The organism is Enterococcus sp. LJL98 (assembly GCF_054871745.1).
This window is the reverse complement of sequence record NZ_JBTXLU010000016.1, coordinates 16,545-35,234: the sequence shown is the minus strand read 5'-3', so window position 1 is coordinate 35,234 and position 18,690 is coordinate 16,545. Positions and strand designations below refer to the sequence as shown.

The 18,690-nt window shown below is 37.5% G+C and carries 18 protein-coding genes and 1 other annotated feature; of the genes, 4 read left to right on the top strand and 14 right to left on the bottom strand.

Annotated elements, in window-relative coordinates; all coding sequences use genetic code 11:
• Position 1 precedes the first annotated feature (1 nt).
• Positions 2 to 880 carry a carbohydrate ABC transporter permease gene (locus ACYSNO_RS11775; RefSeq protein WP_461731275.1) on the bottom strand — a complete coding sequence of 293 codons (879 nt, stop codon included), beginning with the start codon at positions 878 to 880 and terminating at the stop codon, positions 2 to 4.
• Between the two features lie 65 nt (positions 881 to 945).
• Positions 946 to 2,235 carry an extracellular solute-binding protein gene (locus tag ACYSNO_RS11770; RefSeq protein WP_461731274.1) on the bottom strand — a complete coding sequence of 430 codons (1,290 nt, stop codon included), beginning with the start codon at positions 2,233 to 2,235 and terminating at the stop codon, positions 946 to 948.
• Positions 2,236 to 2,458: 223 nt separating this feature from the next.
• Here ACYSNO_RS11770 and ACYSNO_RS11765 point away from each other — a divergent pair, with 223 nt between their 5' ends.
• Entirely contained in the window at positions 2,459 to 3,379 is a 921-nt protein-coding gene (locus ACYSNO_RS11765) for an ArsR/SmtB family transcription factor (protein WP_461731273.1), read from the top strand.
• Between the two features lie 425 nt (positions 3,380 to 3,804).
• Here the strand turns inward: ACYSNO_RS11765 and ACYSNO_RS11760 are convergent, their stop codons facing one another.
• On the bottom strand, positions 3,805 to 5,553 hold the full coding sequence (locus ACYSNO_RS11760; protein ID WP_461731272.1) for a glycoside hydrolase family 35 protein: 1,749 nt from the start codon (positions 5,551 to 5,553) through the stop codon (positions 3,805 to 3,807).
• Positions 5,554 to 5,674: 121 nt separating this feature from the next.
• Between ACYSNO_RS11760 and ACYSNO_RS11755 the strand changes: the two genes are divergently transcribed.
• On the top strand, positions 5,675 to 6,481 hold the full coding sequence (locus ACYSNO_RS11755; RefSeq protein ID WP_461731271.1) for a helix-turn-helix domain-containing protein: 807 nt from the start codon (positions 5,675 to 5,677) through the stop codon (positions 6,479 to 6,481).
• A gap of 97 nt (positions 6,482 to 6,578) precedes the next feature.
• Positions 6,579 to 7,250 (top strand): HI_0552 family protein, encoded by a 672-nt coding sequence (locus ACYSNO_RS11750; protein WP_461731270.1) that lies wholly within the window; start codon positions 6,579 to 6,581, stop codon positions 7,248 to 7,250.
• Positions 7,251 to 7,525: 275 nt separating this feature from the next.
• Here the strand turns inward: ACYSNO_RS11750 and ACYSNO_RS11745 are convergent, their stop codons facing one another.
• The 4 genes from ACYSNO_RS11745 to ACYSNO_RS11730 all read right to left on the bottom strand — a co-directional run bounded on the left by ACYSNO_RS11745 (position 7,526) and on the right by ACYSNO_RS11730 (position 10,776).
• Entirely contained in the window at positions 7,526 to 8,710 is a 1,185-nt protein-coding gene (locus ACYSNO_RS11745) for an anti sigma factor C-terminal domain-containing protein (protein ID WP_461731269.1), read from the bottom strand.
• Complete coding sequence (locus tag ACYSNO_RS11740; protein ID WP_461731268.1) at positions 8,685 to 9,185, bottom strand: RNA polymerase sigma factor; 501 nt, start codon at positions 9,183 to 9,185, stop codon at positions 8,685 to 8,687. The genes ACYSNO_RS11745 and ACYSNO_RS11740 overlap by 26 nt, the downstream gene beginning before the upstream one ends.
• Positions 9,186 to 9,284: 99 nt before the next feature.
• Entirely contained in the window at positions 9,285 to 9,809 is a 525-nt protein-coding gene (locus ACYSNO_RS11735) for a GNAT family N-acetyltransferase (protein WP_461731267.1), read from the bottom strand.
• Positions 9,787 to 10,776: an aldo/keto reductase gene (locus ACYSNO_RS11730; protein WP_461731304.1), complete on the bottom strand. Its 990-nt coding sequence runs from the start codon at positions 10,774 to 10,776 to the stop codon at positions 9,787 to 9,789. Before ACYSNO_RS11730 ends, ACYSNO_RS11735 begins: the two co-directional genes overlap by 23 nt.
• Before the next feature lie 149 nt (positions 10,777 to 10,925).
• On the opposite strand from ACYSNO_RS11730, the gene ACYSNO_RS11725 reads away from it, so the two are divergent.
• Positions 10,926 to 11,711, top strand: a complete 786-nt coding sequence (locus tag ACYSNO_RS11725) for a PHP domain-containing protein (protein WP_461731266.1) — start codon at positions 10,926 to 10,928, stop codon at positions 11,709 to 11,711.
• 127 nt (positions 11,712 to 11,838) lie between these two features.
• On the opposite strand, the gene ACYSNO_RS11720 is transcribed toward ACYSNO_RS11725, so the two are convergent.
• The 7 genes from ACYSNO_RS11720 to ACYSNO_RS11690 form a co-directional block, all read right to left on the bottom strand.
• Entirely contained in the window at positions 11,839 to 12,519 is a 681-nt protein-coding gene (locus ACYSNO_RS11720) for a 5'-methylthioadenosine/adenosylhomocysteine nucleosidase (protein ID WP_461731265.1), read from the bottom strand.
• 1 nt (position 12,520) lies between these two features.
• The gene (locus ACYSNO_RS11715; protein ID WP_461731264.1) at positions 12,521 to 13,387 is read right to left on the bottom strand and encodes a MetQ/NlpA family ABC transporter substrate-binding protein; all 867 of its coding nucleotides are present in this window, start codon (positions 13,385 to 13,387) and stop codon (positions 12,521 to 12,523) included.
• A 100-nt stretch (positions 13,388 to 13,487) separates the two neighbouring features.
• On the bottom strand, positions 13,488 to 13,964 hold the full coding sequence (locus ACYSNO_RS11710; RefSeq protein ID WP_461731263.1) for an S-ribosylhomocysteine lyase: 477 nt from the start codon (positions 13,962 to 13,964) through the stop codon (positions 13,488 to 13,490).
• A 73-nt stretch (positions 13,965 to 14,037) separates the two neighbouring features.
• Positions 14,038 to 14,267: a binding site (T-box leader), on the bottom strand.
• Between the two features lie 31 nt (positions 14,268 to 14,298).
• Positions 14,299 to 14,988: a metal-dependent hydrolase gene (locus ACYSNO_RS11705; RefSeq protein WP_461731262.1), complete on the bottom strand. Its 690-nt coding sequence runs from the start codon at positions 14,986 to 14,988 to the stop codon at positions 14,299 to 14,301.
• 106 nt (positions 14,989 to 15,094) lie between these two features.
• A complete protein-coding gene (locus ACYSNO_RS11700) occupies positions 15,095 to 15,691 on the bottom strand; it encodes a nitroreductase family protein (protein ID WP_461731261.1) in 597 nt (198 codons plus the stop codon).
• Between the two features lie 405 nt (positions 15,692 to 16,096).
• Entirely contained in the window at positions 16,097 to 16,933 is an 837-nt protein-coding gene (locus ACYSNO_RS11695) for an energy-coupling factor transporter transmembrane component T family protein (RefSeq protein ID WP_461731260.1), read from the bottom strand.
• Positions 16,930 to 18,636 (bottom strand): ABC transporter ATP-binding protein, encoded by a 1,707-nt coding sequence (locus tag ACYSNO_RS11690; protein ID WP_461731259.1) that lies wholly within the window; start codon positions 18,634 to 18,636, stop codon positions 16,930 to 16,932. The genes ACYSNO_RS11695 and ACYSNO_RS11690 overlap by 4 nt, the downstream gene beginning before the upstream one ends.
• Between the last annotated feature and the right edge of the window lie 54 nt (positions 18,637 to 18,690).

Sequence of the window (18,690 nt, the reverse complement as noted above, 5' to 3'; positions counted from 1 at the left end):
CTCAATCTTTTTTTCCTAGAAATTTAAACTGAATTACTGAAACAACCATAATGCATACACCTAAAATAACAGCCATCGCTGAAGCTATCCCCGCGATTGATTGTCCGGATCCAAAAGCATTTTGTTGAATATACATTAATAACACACGAGTAGAGTTATTAGGGCCACCACCTGTTAACATCAGTGGTTGTCCATATACGTTAAACTGAGCAATTGTTGTCATTACTACTGTATACAAAATTTGACCTTTGATTGACGGTAATGTAATTTTCAAAAACTTTTGAATTGCAGATGCCCCATCAATATCAGCTGCTTCATAAAAATCCCTTGAAATTCCATTTAATGCTGCTTGATAGATAACCATATTCCCGCCTATTGTCCACCAAACGGTCACAACTACTAAAGAAATCCAAGCATAAGGTTGAGTACCTAACCATGGAAAATCATGTTGAAAAACTTGATTAACTGGTCCGTAGTTAACATTGAAAATAAGTGTCCAAATAATAACTACTGCAGATATTGCAAATAGTGACGGCATATAAAAAATCGATTGAAAAAATTTACTCAGTCTCGGTTTTGCATTCAGTCCAGATGCTAAGAGCAATGGAACTGCGATACAAAATGGAACTGTAAATAAAACAAATAAAAATGTATTTTTCAAACCAATTCTTAACTGCTCATAGAAAATTGAGTCTGACTGGAAAAACAGTTCTTTATAGTTGTCTAACCCTACAAAAACTGGAGAAGAAAACAAGTCCCAATCAGTAAAAGAAATATATATTCCAAAAAAAACAGGTATTAAAAAAAAGATAAAAAATATTAACAAGTGTGGCGCCAAAAAGAGCCACGGCAAGTATCTTTTGCGATTTTCTGCAATCATCTACTTTACACCTCATTTATAAGAATGATCTAGAGAAAAAATTTTTTTCTCTAGATATTCTCTTCTTATTTATTTGATTGATCTTTTGATATTTTATCAGAAACCTCTTTTTGCATTTTCGGTCCGAAATCTTCAATCTTCGCTTTTCCAAATACAACATCTAATCCATGAGCATCAATGAATTCAGACACATAACCGTTGTATTTATAATCAAAAATTGATAATGTCTCTTGTTGCTCCGGTGTACTAATAAAGATTGATTGTGGCATTTTACTATACTCTTCATCATCTAAAATCGCTAAAGAAGCAGGATTTTGACCAGCTCGCGCCCATTCTAAAGAGTTTGTACGAATCCATTCAATAAAATCTAAAACTCCTTTTGTCTTCTCATCTGTCCGCTCTTCATTTTTAAACATTACAAATTGATGCGAAGAAGCCCAGTTGACAGTCTTAGATAAATCATCTGATAATTGAGGCGAATTCGTTAACCCCCAATCAAATTTAGCTTCACTTACATTATTTCGCATCCAGATACCTTCTGGAAAGAAAATCAATTTTCCTGTAAGGAATAGTTGATAAGGATCCTCACCATCTTTCGTTGTCATACCAGCTTTATACAAATCTACCCATTTTTGTAGCGTTTCTTGAGTTGCATCTGTATCTAATGTTGGATTAATGCCATCATCTGTCAAACTTCCTCCATTTTGCTTCATGAGAGATAAGAAGTTGGGCTTCATCCAAGTAATCCCTAAAGAACGTACTTTATCCTTTTCAGCAGCTTCTCCAGCCTCTTGAATTTCGTCAAAAGTAACAATGCCATCATCTAGAGCATTTGGAATATATTTCTCTACCAATTCTTTATTGTAGTACATCCCCCAGTTATGAATATCTAATGGGATACTATAACGAGAGCCTTCAATTTCACCTATGTTCCATGCCTCAGCTACATAATTTTCCTCAGATATTTCTGGATAGTCCGACAGTAATTCATCCATACTTTCTAACATCCCATTATCATTATATTGTTTAATTCGCTCTCCATGAATAATGTTTACATCCGGAATATTTTTACCTGAATTTACAATAGTCGGTATTTTGGTATACATATCTCCTTCTTTCAAGGAAACATTCTTCACTTTAAATTCAGGATTTGTTTTATTGTACTCATCAATCATTTTTTTCAAATTTGAGCTATCTGCCCCTGTAAATGGATTCCAAAAAACAATTTCATTACCATTAGATTTACTTGCTTTTTCTGTTGAATTTCCAGATGATGAGTTACTTCCACAAGCAGCCAAGGCACCTAAACAAGCACTTGCAACCAAAACCATTTTCAGCATTTTTCTCACTTTCATCATTACTCCTCCATTCACAAAAAAGTTAATCATTCAATTAACTTTTTAGTGTTTACTTTTTTTATTTTTCCAACAAACCTAAGTTAACACCTAAAGAAAACGCTGTCAATGCTTATATATCTTTATTTTCATTTAACTACTTTACAGTTAACATCATTCAAGGTATACTTATTTAAAGCGTTTTCATTTTAACTATATAGTTCACACGAAAGGTTGGGTTTATATGGAACTAGATTTATCAAGTAACTCACTCGCTGTCTTTCAGTCCCTCGCGAGTGAAACCAGATTAAGTATTATACACTTTTTAGGTAATCAAAAAAAAAGCATTACAGAAATATCTGAACACTTATCTATCAGCAAATCAATTACTACAAGACATATCCAACAGATGGAAGATGCTGGATTACTCAGCTCTGAACGCGGTATTGGTAAGAATAGAAACAAAAAAATGGTTTTTCTAAAAGTGGAAGACATAAGAATTACCTTTCCTGCTAAAATTTATCCAGAATTCCAACTGCATTCTACTGATTTACAAATTGGACATTTTACTGATTTTTCTGTTTCTCCGACATGCGGATTAGCAACTGATAAAAAAATTGTAGGAAAAGCCGATGATCCAAAATTCTTTTTAGATAGTGATCGAGTAAATGCTTCACTATTATGGTTCAGCAAAGGATTCGTTGAATACAAAATACCAAATCTTTTATTAAAAAATGAATCACCTGAGTTACTAGAAATCAGTTTTGAAATTGCCTCAGAATTTCCATTATCGAATAACTCCTGGCCAAGTGATATTTCAATCTATGTCAATGATATTAGAGTCGCTATTTATACAGTCCCAGGGAATTTCTCTGATGTTCGAGGAAGATACACTCCTGCTTGGTGGAATGATAACTTCAGTCAATATGGTCTATTAAAACATCTCAGGATCAACAGACTAGATACAGGAATCGATGGCGAAGCTTTTTCAGAAGTAACAATTGATGATTTAAATCTACAAGACAGTCCTTTTATAAAATTAAAATTTTCAATTGATGACGATGCAATAAATCAAGGTGGCATGACACTTTTCGGGAAAAATTTTGGAAACCACAATCAAAACATAACAATCAACACTTACTACCTAGATATAAATAAAGATTAACAAAAAGCACAGAACTCGATTTTTCTCAACATTCTGTGCTTTCTCTATATTAATTTTCTCAAATCACGATGCATGACGATTTTCAATTTCATTGAACGACTGACTTCCGATTGAAACGGAAAATAACTACTACAATTTACAGATATTTAAAACAATTTGGATTAAAAGCGTAATTTGTGTATTTACTTTTATTTCTAGATTAAAAAAGCAGTCAGTTTGATGCAATCAGTCTATAAGTTTATAATCAAGATGCTTTCAACCTTTTTATTTCTGTTTAGCAACTAATTGATTGATGGTGGATAATCATAGAACTCAAGTTTTTCACAGGTATATTCTTATATTTTCTGAAAAGGTTCTACCAAGAAATCTACACTAATTTCCCCTCCTCAAAAAGGAGGGCCCATCTATTCATAAAAGTACTTTTATCAACCTAAATCCGGCTCCGATACGAAACAAACCGAATCCGTAATTTTTCCATCCGATTCAAATACAATAATTTCGTTTAATCCTTCTTTTAAAAGCGGTCCTGGGATATACAAACGTTTTTGTGGTCCTTTTTCCCAGAATCGACCAATGTTAAAGCCGTTCACAACAACAAAACCTTTCCCCCAGTTGGCAAGTTCAATAAAAGTATCCCCACATTCATCAATTTCCAGTTCAAAACGAGAAAAACTTGGTTGCCCAGCTATGTAATTCTTATTAAAATCAACTTTTTCTAAATTATCCATCGGTAAGGAGTAAACCTCCCAGTCACTTTGGAACGCACCATTGATTAGAACACCATCTTTAATTCCCTTTTGTTGATGGTTCATTTTAACCGAGTAATTCACCCGTCCCATATTTTCAACTAGGACACCTAACTGATTTTCTGTTGCGGTCAGTTCAAAAGATTGGCTGACCCCAATTTCGTGATCGTATTGCGTCATCAAGTGTTCGTCGTTAACGAAAATATTTGCTCGATCCATACATGTAATGAGACGGAAATCGGAAATCTCTCGTGCTGTTCCAATCGCGCTTGTATAATAAATATAACCCGTATTCTGATTGACTTGTTCCATTGTTAATGGGTACACCGACGTGATTTTTTCGCTGATCGTATTCAAGGTCTCAAAGAGAGAGACCCGTTCTGCTACTTTCAACTCGCCATAATTCTTTCTTTGAATTTTCGTCGATAACTCAAATTCAGGAATTTCAACATACTGACGAATTACTTCTCTAAAAGCTTTATATTTGGGCGTCATTTCTCCCCACTCTGTTAAAGGCGCGTCATAGTCATAGCTGGTTACGTCTGGAGCCAACTCTTCATAATAATTCGCACCACTGGTAAATCCAAAATTTGTCCCACCATGGAACATATAGAAGTTAACGGAACCTTCTTCTAAAGTATCCGCTAGCTCTTTTGCTGCTTCTTCAATAGAAGTTGTATGGTGTTTTTCATTCCCCCAAGCATCAAACCAACCTATCCAAAATTCCATCACCATCAAAGGTTTCTTTTCACCATGAAACTCTCTTAAACGCTGAAAATGTTCTTTAATTTTAGAGCCACAATTAACGATTGCAAGTGCTCGATCTTGTAACGAACCATTTTCTAGCATATCGCCCCATGGGCCATCTGAAGTCACTAAAGGCACGTCCACCCCTTGAGCAATCATTAAGTCAGTCAGTTGATTCAAGTAGACTTTATCATTCGCGTAACCACCATATTCATTTTCGATTTGCATTAAAATAATCGGTCCGCCGTGAGTTATTTGTAAATCAATTACTTCTTTGAAAAGAGTACGAAAATAATTCGCAACTTTTTGCATATAAGGTGCGTAGCTAAAGCGCAACTTCATTTCAGGATCTTTTAATAACCAGTAAGGCAATCCACCAAATTCCCACTCTGCACAAATATAGGGCGACGGACGTAGAATAACATATAAGCCAACTTCTTCTGCTGTTTGAATAAACTTACGTAAATCTGCTCCTTTTGAAAAATTGTATTGTCCTTCCTGTGGTTCATGTAAGTTCCAAGGTACATACGTTTCTACCGTATTACAACCCATCAAACGTAGCTTTTCTAAACGATCCTTCCAATACTCTGGCACCACACGAAAGTAGTGAATGGAACCTGAAATAATTTTAAATGGTTCTCCATTTAATAGGAACTCCTCTTTAATTTCAAATGTTGACATGAATTTACTCCTCCTAAAATCGAACTTCTAAGACTCCACCTTATTGTAATCCCTTTCTAGGTTTGATAGTATGAAAAGAGAAAACAAAAAGTAGCAATTATTGAAACAAAGGAGAAGAAAAATGCCTCTTTATTTTCAACTCATGTCCTCGACTTTTCCTATCGCGATTGAAAGCATGGGAAATAACTGGGATCAAGGTCCTTTCAATCGAAGCAAAGGTTACCCTTATTATCACTGGTTACAAACAGAGTCTGGTAAAGGAGAAGTCATTGTTGCTGGGGAGAGGTTCATCTTATTACCTGGACAAGGGATTTTATTACCTGCCAACCTCCCTCACCGTTATGCTTCTATTGAGGATTGGAAGACTTGTTTTGTAACTTTTAATGGAACTTTGGTTGAGCATATCCCCTTGATTTTGGGCACAAACAAATGGATTTGTAGTGCAGACACGCAAACTTTTTCCTTTTCAGGATGGATCCAACAAGTCTTGAACCACTATCAAAAAAAGACACTTGACCCCGCACGTGTCTCACAAGAAGCTTATACCTTCTTATTACACTTATCGACTTCCCTCGAAGAACAAAAAAGCACTTTAAATCCTTTGTTTCAACAATATGTTGCACCAACAATCAAAACAATTGAAACGAACTATGCAGAAGACTTAAGCATTCAAGCACTTGCAGCAGATTGCTTTATTAGCCAGCAATATTTAAGTCGTCTTTTTCAACGTTTTATTGGAAAAAGTCCTCAAACGTATCTACTTGCTTTTCGTTTAACGAAAGGAAAAGAATTATTGGTGAATTCCCCAGAACTATCGATTCAAGAAATCGGACTAAGAATTGGGTTTCATTCAACAAGTCGTTTTATCGCGGCTTTTAAACAGGAGTACCGGGTAACACCCAACCAATTTCGAAAATTACACACATGATGACTGCTGTCCAACTTTAAAAAAGGCTGATTGTCACTACCCATTCTATAAATCATCGCAAGGTTTTCTTTTACAACACTACACCGGAGGGAAAAAAATGAAGTTACCACCAAATGCCCATCAAATTTTTGAACGTGAAATTTTCACTTTTAAGCAGTTAAAAACCCAACATTCAGTTGAAGAAATCGAAACTATTAAAGAGCAATATAAAGTTATTTGGCAACAATGGAAAGCACTACACCTCGCGATCTTTAACGAACTAGAAACAGAAGCCTTTTTTAGTAAACCAAAAGTCGAGAGTTGGACAAATGGTTGGAATTTACGGAATCATTTTTGGGCAGCTTATCGGAGTACCGAACAACCGAACAGCAATGCTTGTATTGGTGTTTTGCTAAATAAAAAGCAGCTGCAAGTCTATCTACTTTTTCAACATTATCGCAGTGAGACTCGTGTTGGAACAAACGATCATTATAATCAACTCCTCTCCTCTATTCCCACTTGGAGTCAACAAGTGGATTTGACAGACTATCATATTTGGCCGCAACAAGAGCATGAATTAACTGATCACCTATTGCTACAATCCTATTTAGATTCAATTGATGAGCAAAAAAAGTTGCACGAGCAAGTAATGGATACCAGTTTTCAACTCGGGAAAATTATTTATAGCAAAGACGGAATTACTGATGAAAAAGCTTTTATTCTACAAGGAATTCGCGAATTACAAGTATTGTTGGAAGAAGCCATTCAGGCAAAGAAAAAAGACATTTAAGCATCTTGCTTGAATGTCTTTTTCCTCTCACCAAAACTCACACATCTCATCAAACAAATCTAGACTTCTGCTTCAACGTCCATACCTGTTATGATGTATTCTTTCTCTTTAGAAGTACTTGACCACCTTGCTTTTCTTGGAAGGAGATTAGCTAAACAGTCTTCCACACCAAATTCTCTATTTACCTTTTCAATTCTTATTCAGAATAGTAGAAACTCCCAAACAAAAAAAGCCAAAACTCAGCCGTCACACTGAATCCTAGCTCCTTTCAAAACTTAATATCTCTGACTATATAAACTCGTATTATACACATCTGTCAAAAGAACTTCTTCAGTTTCTGCATATTGAATAAAGGTTTCAACATTTCCAGCCACGTATACACCATCAATCTTAACACCATTTTCATTCACATAATCGAGGGCTTCTTGTAGATCTTCCACCTCTAAGGTTGGGTTATAAGAAAGATAATCTAACTGTTCTTGCTCATCAATCAAATATTGTAATACGGATCGATAGTGATCCTCATAGGTTTTTCCTTGATAACCTAAACTCACTCCGTTAAATGCGTGAGGGAACAACTCCGGATAAATAAGATTCAATTCTCCATAGAATGGATTATCAAATTGGAGATTCAGTCCATTCCATAAATTCATCCCCAATGACCGTAGAACCTCCCCGGCTTTTAATGTACTCTCATCTTGATTTTTCACTGACATCCAGGTAACCTCAATCCCTGAATCCTTCAAGTGTGCATTCCCAATCCAAGCAATTAACTCTTCTGGTGTTAAGGGCTCTTTAAAAATATAATAGCCATATAAACTACTACTTTTCGGCATTTCTTTTACTTTTTTTAATGTATCATCTTGATAATGGAGTCCTTCACTTCGATCGATTGGCAAATGGAAGGTGAATCTTTCCTGTAATGGATTCATAGGAGACTTTTTTTTCCCTCGTATAATTTCATAAGTATAGCTTACATTTTTTTCAGCTTCATACACATGTTGATACTGATAATCCAAACGATACTCAGCCGGTCCTGTACGCTCAACATTTGCATCTGTAATTTCGTAATCAGGATACATTAATTCATTGTAAAGCATTTCATACGTACTCAAATCCGATATCCGGTTCCCCTCCATCGTCACCATCGGATTATAATAATACCGGTCCATCAACTGTTGAGCCACATAAAAACCCACACCACCGATTCCGACTAAAATAAGTAAAACCCACAAAATTTTCTTGATTAACCGACGATTGATCTCTCGTTTCATCTTCTTGTAAGAAATAGCAGGCCCCTCTTCTTTTAACGGGGATTTTTCTAAAGCTCTCCATTCCTCATCCAATAAATACTCTTGAAAAAATACGAACTCTTGTCGTTTTTCTTCAAATTGTGCTTGTTCATAAGAAGTTGCTTCTCCGGCTCTGATTTTTTCAATCAGTTCTTTCCAATTCGTCATGACTTAAGTCCTCCTTTAATTTTTTTCGTCCACGATACAAGAGTGTCCGTGTCTGTCCATTCGTTAGCTCCAAGTAATCTGCAATTTCTTGAACCGACCACTCTAGAAAATAAAATAAGACAATCACTTCCTTGTAGGGAGGAGTGAGCTTTTCTATACTTTGATATAAATTTTGATGTCGTTCTTGTTCTACTAACCTTTCGTCAGGTTGTTTCTTTGAACTTTTCATTTCTGTATCAAATAAAGCAAAACGCCAACGTTTTTTACGTCGTTGTTGGTCAAGGAAACCATTCTTCACCACTCGAAACAACCAGAATTTAACTTCTGCCGGACCTTCTTTTTGTAGAGATAATTGTAAAAAAGCATCGCTAACCAAACTTTCTGCATCACTTTGTTGTTTCGTTAAATTCCAAGCGTACAAGGTTAATTCTTTTCCATATTGTTGATAAAGCTTTTCCAACTCGTCTTGTTCCAAGGTTTCACTCCCCTCCTTTCACAGACTAAACGTTTGAGGTGATTAAATGTCACAAAAAAACTGAGAAAAGTTTTCCTTTCCCAGTTTTCTTCTTTATTGTTAACTTAAATCCTTTTCATAGACGTAATCATCCATGACATAACCTTCGCCTATATCAATTTGGCAAGCTTCGACACACTGGAAGCCACGATGTTCATAGACAGCAATCCCACCTTGATTGTACTTATTGACGTTTAAACGCAAGGTCTTCCCGGTTCCTAGTTCTTCTAACCAATTAAAAACTTGGCTAGCATAACCTTTCCCCCGGGTCTCTTTATGCAAATACAGTTTACTTAAATACAACACACCCGGAAGCTCACGATAAGCTGTATAGCCTATCGGAATTTGTCCTTCATACAAGACAAAATAAGCATCTCCTTTGGCGATATCTTGTTGGATATTTTCTAAAGACTGATAGGTTTTCAACATATAATTCACTTGTTCTTCTCCAATAACGGGAATATAAATCTCTGGCCAAATTTCTTGAACGAGTTCATCGATAATTCGGGCGTCTTGTAATGTGCTAACAGGTTCTATCCTAAAAATAATGCTTCCTTCTTTCCTATTTCTTTGTAAGTAAGTCAATTTTTTGTAATTCTTCCGCTGAAAAAGCAAGATTATCTAATGCTTTTAAGTTGCGTTCCAACTGAGAAACCTTTGAAGCACCAATTAAAACACTACTTACGACTTCTGAACGCAAATTCCAGGCCAAGGCCATTTCAGCTAAGGTTTGCCCTCGTTGCTGAGCGATGTCATTTAACCCGATAACTGTTTCGAGAGTTTCAACAACTCTTTCCTCTGATAAGAAAGGACTATTCGGACTTGCTGCTCTTGAGTCTGCTGGCACGCCATTTAAATAACGATCTGTGAGTAAGCCTTGCGCTAAGGGAGAAAACGTAATTGCACCAATCCCTTCCTCTTCTAAGACTTGAAACAAACCTTCTTCCGGTTGGCGTTCCATCAAATTATATTTTTGTTGATGAATAATAAATGGCGTTTTTTGTTCTTTCAACAATGTCGTCATCGCTTTCGTTTCTTCTGCGGAATAGTTGGAAATCCCGATATAAAGAGCTTTCCCTTGTTTGACCAGTAAATCCAATGCATGAGCGGTTTCTGCTAGAGGCGTGTTGGGATCTGGTCGATGATGGTAAAAGATATCCACGTAGTCTAATCCTAGCCGTTTTAAACTTTGATCGCAGCTTGCAAATAGACTCTTTTTCGATCCCCATTCACCATAAGGTCCCGGCCACATATAATAACCGGCTTTCGAGGAGATAATCATTTCATCACGATAATGCGCCAAATCTTCTTTTAAAATCCGACCAAAATTCCTTTCTGCTGAACCTGCGGGCGGCCCGTAATTATTGGCCAAATCAAAGTGGGTGATTCCGGCATTAAAGGCCTTAAAAATTAAGGCTCTTTGGTTACTTAAGGGATCGACATCCCCAAAATTATGCCATAAACCGAGAGAAACTAAGGGCAACTTTAAACCCGATTGACCAACAAAACGATTGTTCATTTTTTCATAACGATTTTCTTTCACTTGCACGATTTCCCCACCTCATTCAATGATTTTCTTCTAGTATAACGCTTCTCACGAAATCTTGATAGGCCTTTCTTTCAAAAATAGAAAACGTTTCCTTTTTTTTGAACTATGGCTTCTCTTTGATTTATGCTATTCTTGTTGCAAGGAGGGATTTTATGAAATACTATGACCAACATTTGCATACTTTTTTATCCTTTGACTCTGATGAAAAATTTGAAAACTATCTCGGTTCCCCGCTCGATTTTTTTGTGGCAACCGATCACTTTGACTTAAATAATGCAGGAACTGGATTTAAAGACGATATTCCTGATTATCACCTTTTAACAACCAAACTTAACCAATTACAAGAGCAATACGCAACGACCTTCCTAAAAGGTATCGAACTAGGAGTCGTTCCGGGACAAGAAACACAAATTATGGATTATTTAGCAAAGCATCCTTACGATTTAAAACTCTTAAGCATTCATCAAAATGGGCATTTCGATTATATGGATGATCGAGTCCTAACAATGGATAAGTTTGAAGTTGCCAAAATGTACTTTGAACAAATGGAAGATGTTTTAACCCATTTCCCTGAAGGTCAAATTTTAACGCACTTTGAATACGGTCTCCGTCGTTTTGATTTTAGCGAGAAAGAACTTGAAGAACATTTTGAAAAGGCGCTCATTCGGATTTTTCGTCTAGCCATTCAACGCGAACTCGCAGTAGAAATCAATGCAAAAAGTTTTGGACGTTATAAGAACGCTCACCTCTATCACTATGCAATTCCTTTGTACCAAAGTCTAGGTGGAAAGTTATTCACTCTCGGTTCTGATGCTCATGTGGCTGAAGATTACGCACTTCTTTTCCCTGAAATGACTCAAATGTTACAAAAGTTTGACGTGAAAGAATTAGCCGTTTTTCAAGGGAAAGAAGTCCTTTTAACGGATTTACCAAAATAACTTCAATGTTTCACGTGAAACACACATGACTACTTCTTATAGAATACCAAAAAACAAGTCTTCCTCTAATTGCTTAAAAGCACGACACTTTTAAACTGTTAAAGGAAGACATTTTTTCACTTTTTCTTTACCATTCTTCAATCAAGGCTTTTACCCCTTGAAAGGCTCGTTGCGCTGCCAATGCAAGGCTCATTTCGAAGGTTTCCGGTGCATTGGAACCAACGTGGTCTGAAACACCACGTAAATTAATCACAGGAAGAGCGTAAAAAGAAGCCACTTGAGCAATCGCACAACTTTCCATGTCAGAAGCAAGTAATCGTGGGAACTTTTGACGAATGGATTCAATCCTTTCTTCATCGCTCATAAAAGAATCAGCCGTTGCAATGGTCCCCACATGGACGGGCACCGCAGACTTTTCTAGTATTTGTTGAATTTTAGTAAGAAATATCGGTGAAACTGGATAGCTGGCCGGCATTTGCGGAACTTGTCCAAAGTCATAAGAGAACCCTGTGGCATCGACATCGCTATAAACAAATTGATCCGTGCACACGAAATCACCTAATGCCACTTCTTTGCAAAAAGCCCCCGTCGATCCCGTGTTAATGATTAAATCAGGTCGGACTTTTTCACACAACCACGTACTCGTTGCCGCAGCGTTGACTTTGCCAATGCCTGACTCGACCAAGTATAAGTTGTCATTTACTTCTTCAATGATTGTCTTCCCTTTTTGAAAAATAACTTTTGATGCGTAATACTCACGAAAAGGTGCGAGCTCTTCTTTCATAGCCGCAATAATTGCAATTTTCACCTTAATTCCCCCACACTTCTGAAATTGGTGTCTGAACTTGAACTTTTGTCCCTTCAAATTTCTCGTCTAAATAAGCTTGGACTTCAGGGGCATGATATAAGTCACCTAAGGCCTGAAGTTTTTCTTCGTCTTCACGTCCTTCTTTTACAACAATGACATTAATCGTTGCACGAAGCGCGGTATTGGCTTCTTCGTGAAAAATTGAATCGGATAAAACATTTAAGCCGCCTTCTAAAGCAATGGTATTCCCAATTAAAACTGCATCCACGTCAGGTAATACTCGAGGGCCTGTTAAATCATCAATCAACGTAAACTGTAACTGTTTCGGATTCTCAATAATATCATCTGGCGTGCCAATGCCATCATCAAAATCAGGCTTTAACTTGATTAAGCCTGCGGTTTCTAACAAACGTAACCCTCTCGTGGTATTCGATGGATTGTCCGCGAGGGCGACGGTTGCACCGTCAGTGATGGCTTCAATCGAATCAAATTTTTCCGAGTAAATCCCCATGGGTTCTACATAAGTTGTCGCCACTGGAACCAATTTCTCAGGACTCGCTTCATTAAAACTCTCTAGATAACCAATCGATTGAAAGGCATTTGCATCAACATCCCCATCGGTTGTTGCCGTATTTGTAATTGGACCCCCAGTAATATCCTTGACTTCAATTTGAATACCAGCTTTTTTGGCTGCTTCTGATTGTGCAATAAAACGCCAAATTTCTGCATCCGATCCAACAGAACCGATGATAACAGTCTCTGCTCCTTTCGCCTTTGTATTAGGTGTCGCTGCTTCGGGTTTTGCCCCACACGCACTCAGCAATAAAAAACTAACCGTTAAAAACAAACCAATCCTTTTTCTTTTCATTTTTCATTCCCCTTTTCTTAATGCTTCTCTCTCTTCATCACTTAACCAAAGGGATGAGGATTTTTTTGCAATAACAAGCACCACTTGTTTAAACAGCCACTTACTTCACTACGCGACGCTCAAAAGCATCTTCACTAATCCCTTCTTCAAGAATAATCTTGGCATATTCTTTCGCTCCAAAAAGCGAATGGTCACGGTAATTGCCACAACTTTCAATACTCACTCCTTGAATGTCTTCAAACTTTATTTCATTGGCAATGATTGTCAAAACTTCTGTTAATTGTTTCGCCACTTCCGCCGCACTTGGTACCCCCCATGTGATTAAATGAAAGCCCGTTCGACAGCCAAAGGGTGAGATATCAATAATGCCATCGATACGGTCCCGTAATAAATCAGCCAGTAAATGCTCAAACGTGTGTACGACACCTGTTGGTAATTCTTTCTCGTTTGGTTGTAAAAAACGTAGATCATAGTTCGCAATGACATCGCCTTTACTTCCCTTTTCTTCTGCAATTAAACGGACATAAGGCGCTTTTACCTTCGTGTGATCCAATGTAAAACTTTCTACTTCTGCCATTTGTTTCTTCCTCCTTGATTTTTATCTGTTCTAAAAATAAAAAAACCGTCCCTTTGCCACAAAATACTTGCGACAAAGGGACGGATTCTTCCGTGTTACCACCCAAATTCATGCTTTTTTTACAAAAAACATCTCAACAGTTCGAAATAAACTTGGCGAAATAACGGTCGCACCCGTTTATCAAGCGTGAACCTGATAAAAAACTCTGAGCTCATCTTCACGATTTTTTTGTTCCTCTTTTTCACCAGCCAGAGGTCTCTATCAAACAAAGGCAATCGTTACTCTTCTCATCAACGTTTCATATGAACTTAATGACACTTTAACGAACACTTTTTCAATTGTCAAGGAAAATCTTTTCACCGACTGCTAACCATTGACCGATTCCCGGTAGTTTGTCCACAAACGCTTGGCCGTCTTGCTCAATGACAGGAAATGTATTGTAATGAATTGGTACGACCCTCTTGGCTTTTATACGCTGCGCTGCACGCAGGGCTTCTTTAGGCCCCATAGTGAAATTATCTCCGATAGGTAAAAAAGCCACATCGATAGCTGCGTTTTCACCTAACAAATCCATGTCGCGAAATTCTGCCGTATCTCCCGCATGATAAATGGTTTTTCCTTCGATTTCTAATAGCAGACCTGCCGCAAGTCCCATGTAGAGATTCTCTCCAGTTGTCAAGGTATAACTTGAACTATGAATTGCAGGAGTGAGCGTTAAACGTCCAAAGGGAAAATCAAAACTGCCGCCAATATTCATCCCATGTGTCTGTTTCACTCCCTGTTTTTCTGCAAAGTCGCAAATTTCCACCATACTAATCACCATTGCGTTATTTTTCTTGGCGATTTCAACCATGTCGCCTACGTGGTCATTATGTCCATGAGTAATCAGTACATAATCAGCTTGCACTTCTTCAGCAACTAGATCGGTGACTGGATTCCCTGAAATAAATGGATCAATGAGTAATCGTATCCCATTTTTCAATTCAATCGCAACAACCGAATGCCCATGAAAAGTAATTTCCATCAAAATTCCTCCTCCTGTTATTTAAAACGCTTTCTTTTATTTTAACATAAAAAAGCACGAAGTTCAGACAGGAATTGTCTGTTTCCTTCGTGCAAATAAGCGATAATTATTTAATGACCATAAAACGCGCATCGTCTGCCATAAATTCTTTTTCTCCAGCTTCTGCTTTAATTGAACCAAAGGGCATTTGAGCCGTTAATTTCCAGCTCGCTGGAATATTCCAAGTTGCTGCAACTTCATCGTCAATAATTGGATTGTAATGTTGTAAACTTGCACCAATGTTGGCTTCTGCTAAAGCGACCCAAACAGAATGTTGTGCGATACCGGTAGAATGATCTGACCAAATCGGGAAATTGTCTGCATATAAAGCAAATTGCTCTTGTAGCGATTTTACAACATCCGTGTCTTCAAAAAATAAAATCGTTCCCTTACCTGCTGCAAAGCTTGCTAATTTTTCTTGTGTATTCGGAAATGCTTCCGCTGGTGTTAATGGTTTTAACGTATTTTCAACGATGTTCCATAATTTTTGATGTGCGTCACCCATTAAAATGACTACGCGAGAAGTTTGCGAATTAAAAGCAGAAGGACTTGCTTTCACTGCGGACTGAATGAGTGCTGTTACTGCATCCTCAGATAATGGTAAATCATTGCCAATGGCATAGATTGAGCGACGTTTTTCTAAAAGATTAATAAAATTTGACATAGAGAGTAACTCCTTTTTATTTTTTGAACGCACTTTTTGTGGACATTCATTTTTTAATTTCGAATTCGAGATAATAGTAAAATAAATTTCTAAAACCGTCAACTGATTCGACTTATGGTTACATCCGGTCGAGAAAGATATCCGTTTCATTTCGAATTCGAGATAATCATAACGCTTTTCTTTTTGTTCGTCAAATCATTGCACTCGAAAAAAAATAAAAGGGGCTGCGACAGATGTCACAGTCCCCTGGTATTTTACGAACGTTTGCCGGATAAGCGGGCAACAAAAGTCTGCTCTTTCGGAAACTTCACGAAATCCGAGCAATTGAAAAAGCCAATTGTTCGAATTTCTCTCCAGTTTCTTAGAGCCAAACGACTTTTATCATATCCCTTTTTATCGTTCGCTTCACGAATGAAAGGGATTATAAAAGCGACCTTGATTGATCTGAAAGAGCCACAAACTCAAAGAAAATAAGAAAATGGCAACAAGAACTACCAAAAAATCGACTTTTTTAAACGGTTGTTCCACATACCATGTGCGGGTTTTCTTTTGGCCAAAACGGCGAAGCTCCATCGCCGTACTAATCAACTCAATTCGATCTAAACTAGAAAAGATGAGAGGAACAATAATTTGCGCAATCCCCTTCATTCGTTGAAGTAATTTTCCTTTTTTCGACATCTCATAGCCTCTTGCCTGTTGCGCTTGAGAAATCGTAAAAAATTCTTCTTGAATATCCGGAATGTATCGCAAAGCCAAGGAAACAGCATAACTAATTTTATAGCTGACACCTATTTTACTTAAACTTGAAGCAAAGGAGCTTGGATTTGTTGTCAGTAAAAAAACCAGCGCTAAAGGAATGGTACAAACATATTTTAAGACTAAGTTGAATAAGTAAAAAACTTGTTCTTGCGTCAATGTAAAGCGACCAATTCCCATAAAAATTACATGCCGCGTTTCATATAATTTCACCCCATATTCGGGTTCGAATAGATAAACGGTAAGCAAATTTAAGAAAGAAAAAATGGCAATAAATTTCAAAACAAAAGAGACTTGATTCCATTTAATCTGAGCAAGAGGAAAGAGCGCCATGGAAAAAAGACTAACGAAAAATAAAAAACGGGTGTCGTAGGTCGTCATACAGGCGACCGAAACAATTAACAGAAACAGTAATTTAGCTGTCGGATTCAAACGATGAATCATTGTATTATTTGGGTGATAACCGAGTGTTTGCTGTTCATTCATCGCGACTTCACTCCTTCTTCAAAATCAATGAAACGCTGCGTAAAACCAATGGGATCTACGAGTCCGACTCTTTGAGCAAAGACAAAAAGACTGGTTTCTTTTAATGAAGCTTCCTTCACTAAGGAGGGGGTTGTCAAAATTTCGATTGGCGTGCCATCCGCAAAGACTTTTCCATCATTAATCACCAAGGTTCGTTCACTATACTCCAGCATTAAATGCATGTCGTGGGTGATCATCACAATCGTTTTTCCCAGTCGATTGAGTTCATCCAAAAAAACCATCATTTCAGTGTAGTGGTGATAGTCTTGGCCTGCAGTTGGTTCATCAAGAATCAACATCTCTGGTTCTAAGACTAAAATTGATGCAATCGTGACACGTTTTTTTTGCCCGTAACTTAAAGCCGCAATCGGCCAATTTCGAAAAGGATACAGTCCACAAACCGTCAGTACCTTCTCCACTCTCTTAGTAATTTCTGCTTGAGACACACCGCGTAAACGCAAGCCCAGTGCAACTTCATCAAATATCATCTTTTGTGAAATCATTTGGTTAGGATTTTGTAAGACGTAACCAATTTTATCCGCCCGTTCTTTTATTGACTCTTTCGTAAGGTCCTTGCCTTGCCACGTCATTTTTCCTTTGGCAGAAATAAAACCACAGATTGCTTTAAATAACGTTGACTTGCCCGCACCATTGCGTCCGACAATGCTAACTTTTTCTCCTTGATGGAGTGTTGTCGTTAAATCATCCAACACAAAAGCATCTTGTTTTCGATAACGATAACTAATATTTTCTAAGGACAGAAGCGGTGTTTGCTTAACTGATTTTTGTCGTAAAGACGTTCCCGCCTGCCAAGTTTCTAGCGTCTTTTGTAAATCTGACCCCTGAACTTTGTGTAAATTGGAGAGATGGTCCACTCGATCCAAGTCCACTCCAGCCGCTTTCATGGCCGTAATGTAAAGTGGTTCGCGAATGCCACTTTCTGTTAAAAGATTTGTTTTCAACAACACATCTGGCTGTTGATCGGCAATGATTTCTCCTTCGTTGAAAATGATAATCCGATCCACGGCACACGCTAACACATCTTCTAAACGATGTTCAATCATCACCACTGTTGTTGCGCTCTCTTGATGAATCCGATCAATTAAATGAATCGCCTCTTTTCCAGCTGCTGGATCCAAGTTCGCTAAAGGCTCATCAAATAACAAAATCGGAGCTTCATTAATTAAAACGCCCGCCATTGACACCCGCTGTTTTTGTCCACCCGATAAATCTTGGGGACGTTTGTCCAAGTGTCCATTTACGTCGACCACTTCAGACCAATAGGCAACTTGTTCCTTCATTTTTTCTTGAGAGACGGTATCATTTTCTAAGACAAAGGCGATGTCTTCTGCGACGGTCAGTCCAATAAATTGCCCATCGGTATCTTGTAAAACCGTACTCGTACTAAAAGACAAATCAAATAATGAATGTTCCACTAATTGTTTCCCGTCAATGACGACTTCTCCAGTGATCTCTCCTGCATACTGATTTGGAATCAATCCATTGATACAGTTGGCGAAAGTTGATTTCCCACTGCCTGAAGGACCAACGATTAAGATTTTTTCTCCTTCATAAATCGTCAAATTCACGTTTTTCAAAGTGGGTTCTGATTGACTATGATATTGAAAAGTAAAATCTTTAAAACTGATAATTGGTTTTCCCATCTTTCTCTCCCTTGTATTCAGTAGCTCTCTATCAACGACAAACAAAAAACCGAG

What these genes read in the sequence shown, in the direction of transcription:
- ACYSNO_RS11775 (WP_461731275.1), bottom strand. Translation starts at nt 880, where the DNA reads ATGATTGCAGAAAATCGCAAAAGATACTTGCCGTGGCTCTTTTTGGCG.
- ACYSNO_RS11770 (WP_461731274.1), bottom strand. Translation starts at nt 2,235, where the DNA reads ATGAAAGTGAGAAAAATGCTGAAAATGGTTTTGGTTGCAAGTGCTTGT.
- ACYSNO_RS11765 (WP_461731273.1), top strand. Translation starts at nt 2,459, where the DNA reads ATGGAACTAGATTTATCAAGTAACTCACTCGCTGTCTTTCAGTCCCTC.
- ACYSNO_RS11760 (WP_461731272.1), bottom strand. Translation starts at nt 5,553, where the DNA reads ATGTCAACATTTGAAATTAAAGAGGAGTTCCTATTAAATGGAGAACCA.
- ACYSNO_RS11755 (WP_461731271.1), top strand. Translation starts at nt 5,675, where the DNA reads ATGCCTCTTTATTTTCAACTCATGTCCTCGACTTTTCCTATCGCGATT.
- ACYSNO_RS11750 (WP_461731270.1), top strand. Translation starts at nt 6,579, where the DNA reads ATGAAGTTACCACCAAATGCCCATCAAATTTTTGAACGTGAAATTTTC.
- ACYSNO_RS11745 (WP_461731269.1), bottom strand. Translation starts at nt 8,710, where the DNA reads ATGACGAATTGGAAAGAACTGATTGAAAAAATCAGAGCCGGAGAAGCA.
- ACYSNO_RS11725 (WP_461731266.1), top strand. Translation starts at nt 10,926, where the DNA reads ATGAAATACTATGACCAACATTTGCATACTTTTTTATCCTTTGACTCT.
- ACYSNO_RS11715 (WP_461731264.1), bottom strand. Translation starts at nt 13,387, where the DNA reads ATGAAAAGAAAAAGGATTGGTTTGTTTTTAACGGTTAGTTTTTTATTG.
- ACYSNO_RS11710 (WP_461731263.1), bottom strand. Translation starts at nt 13,964, where the DNA reads ATGGCAGAAGTAGAAAGTTTTACATTGGATCACACGAAGGTAAAAGCG.
- ACYSNO_RS11705 (WP_461731262.1), bottom strand. Translation starts at nt 14,988, where the DNA reads ATGGAAATTACTTTTCATGGGCATTCGGTTGTTGCGATTGAATTGAAA.
- ACYSNO_RS11700 (WP_461731261.1), bottom strand. Translation starts at nt 15,691, where the DNA reads ATGTCAAATTTTATTAATCTTTTAGAAAAACGTCGCTCAATCTATGCC.
- ACYSNO_RS11695 (WP_461731260.1), bottom strand. Translation starts at nt 16,933, where the DNA reads ATGAATGAACAGCAAACACTCGGTTATCACCCAAATAATACAATGATT.
- ACYSNO_RS11690 (WP_461731259.1), bottom strand. Translation starts at nt 18,636, where the DNA reads ATGGGAAAACCAATTATCAGTTTTAAAGATTTTACTTTTCAATATCAT.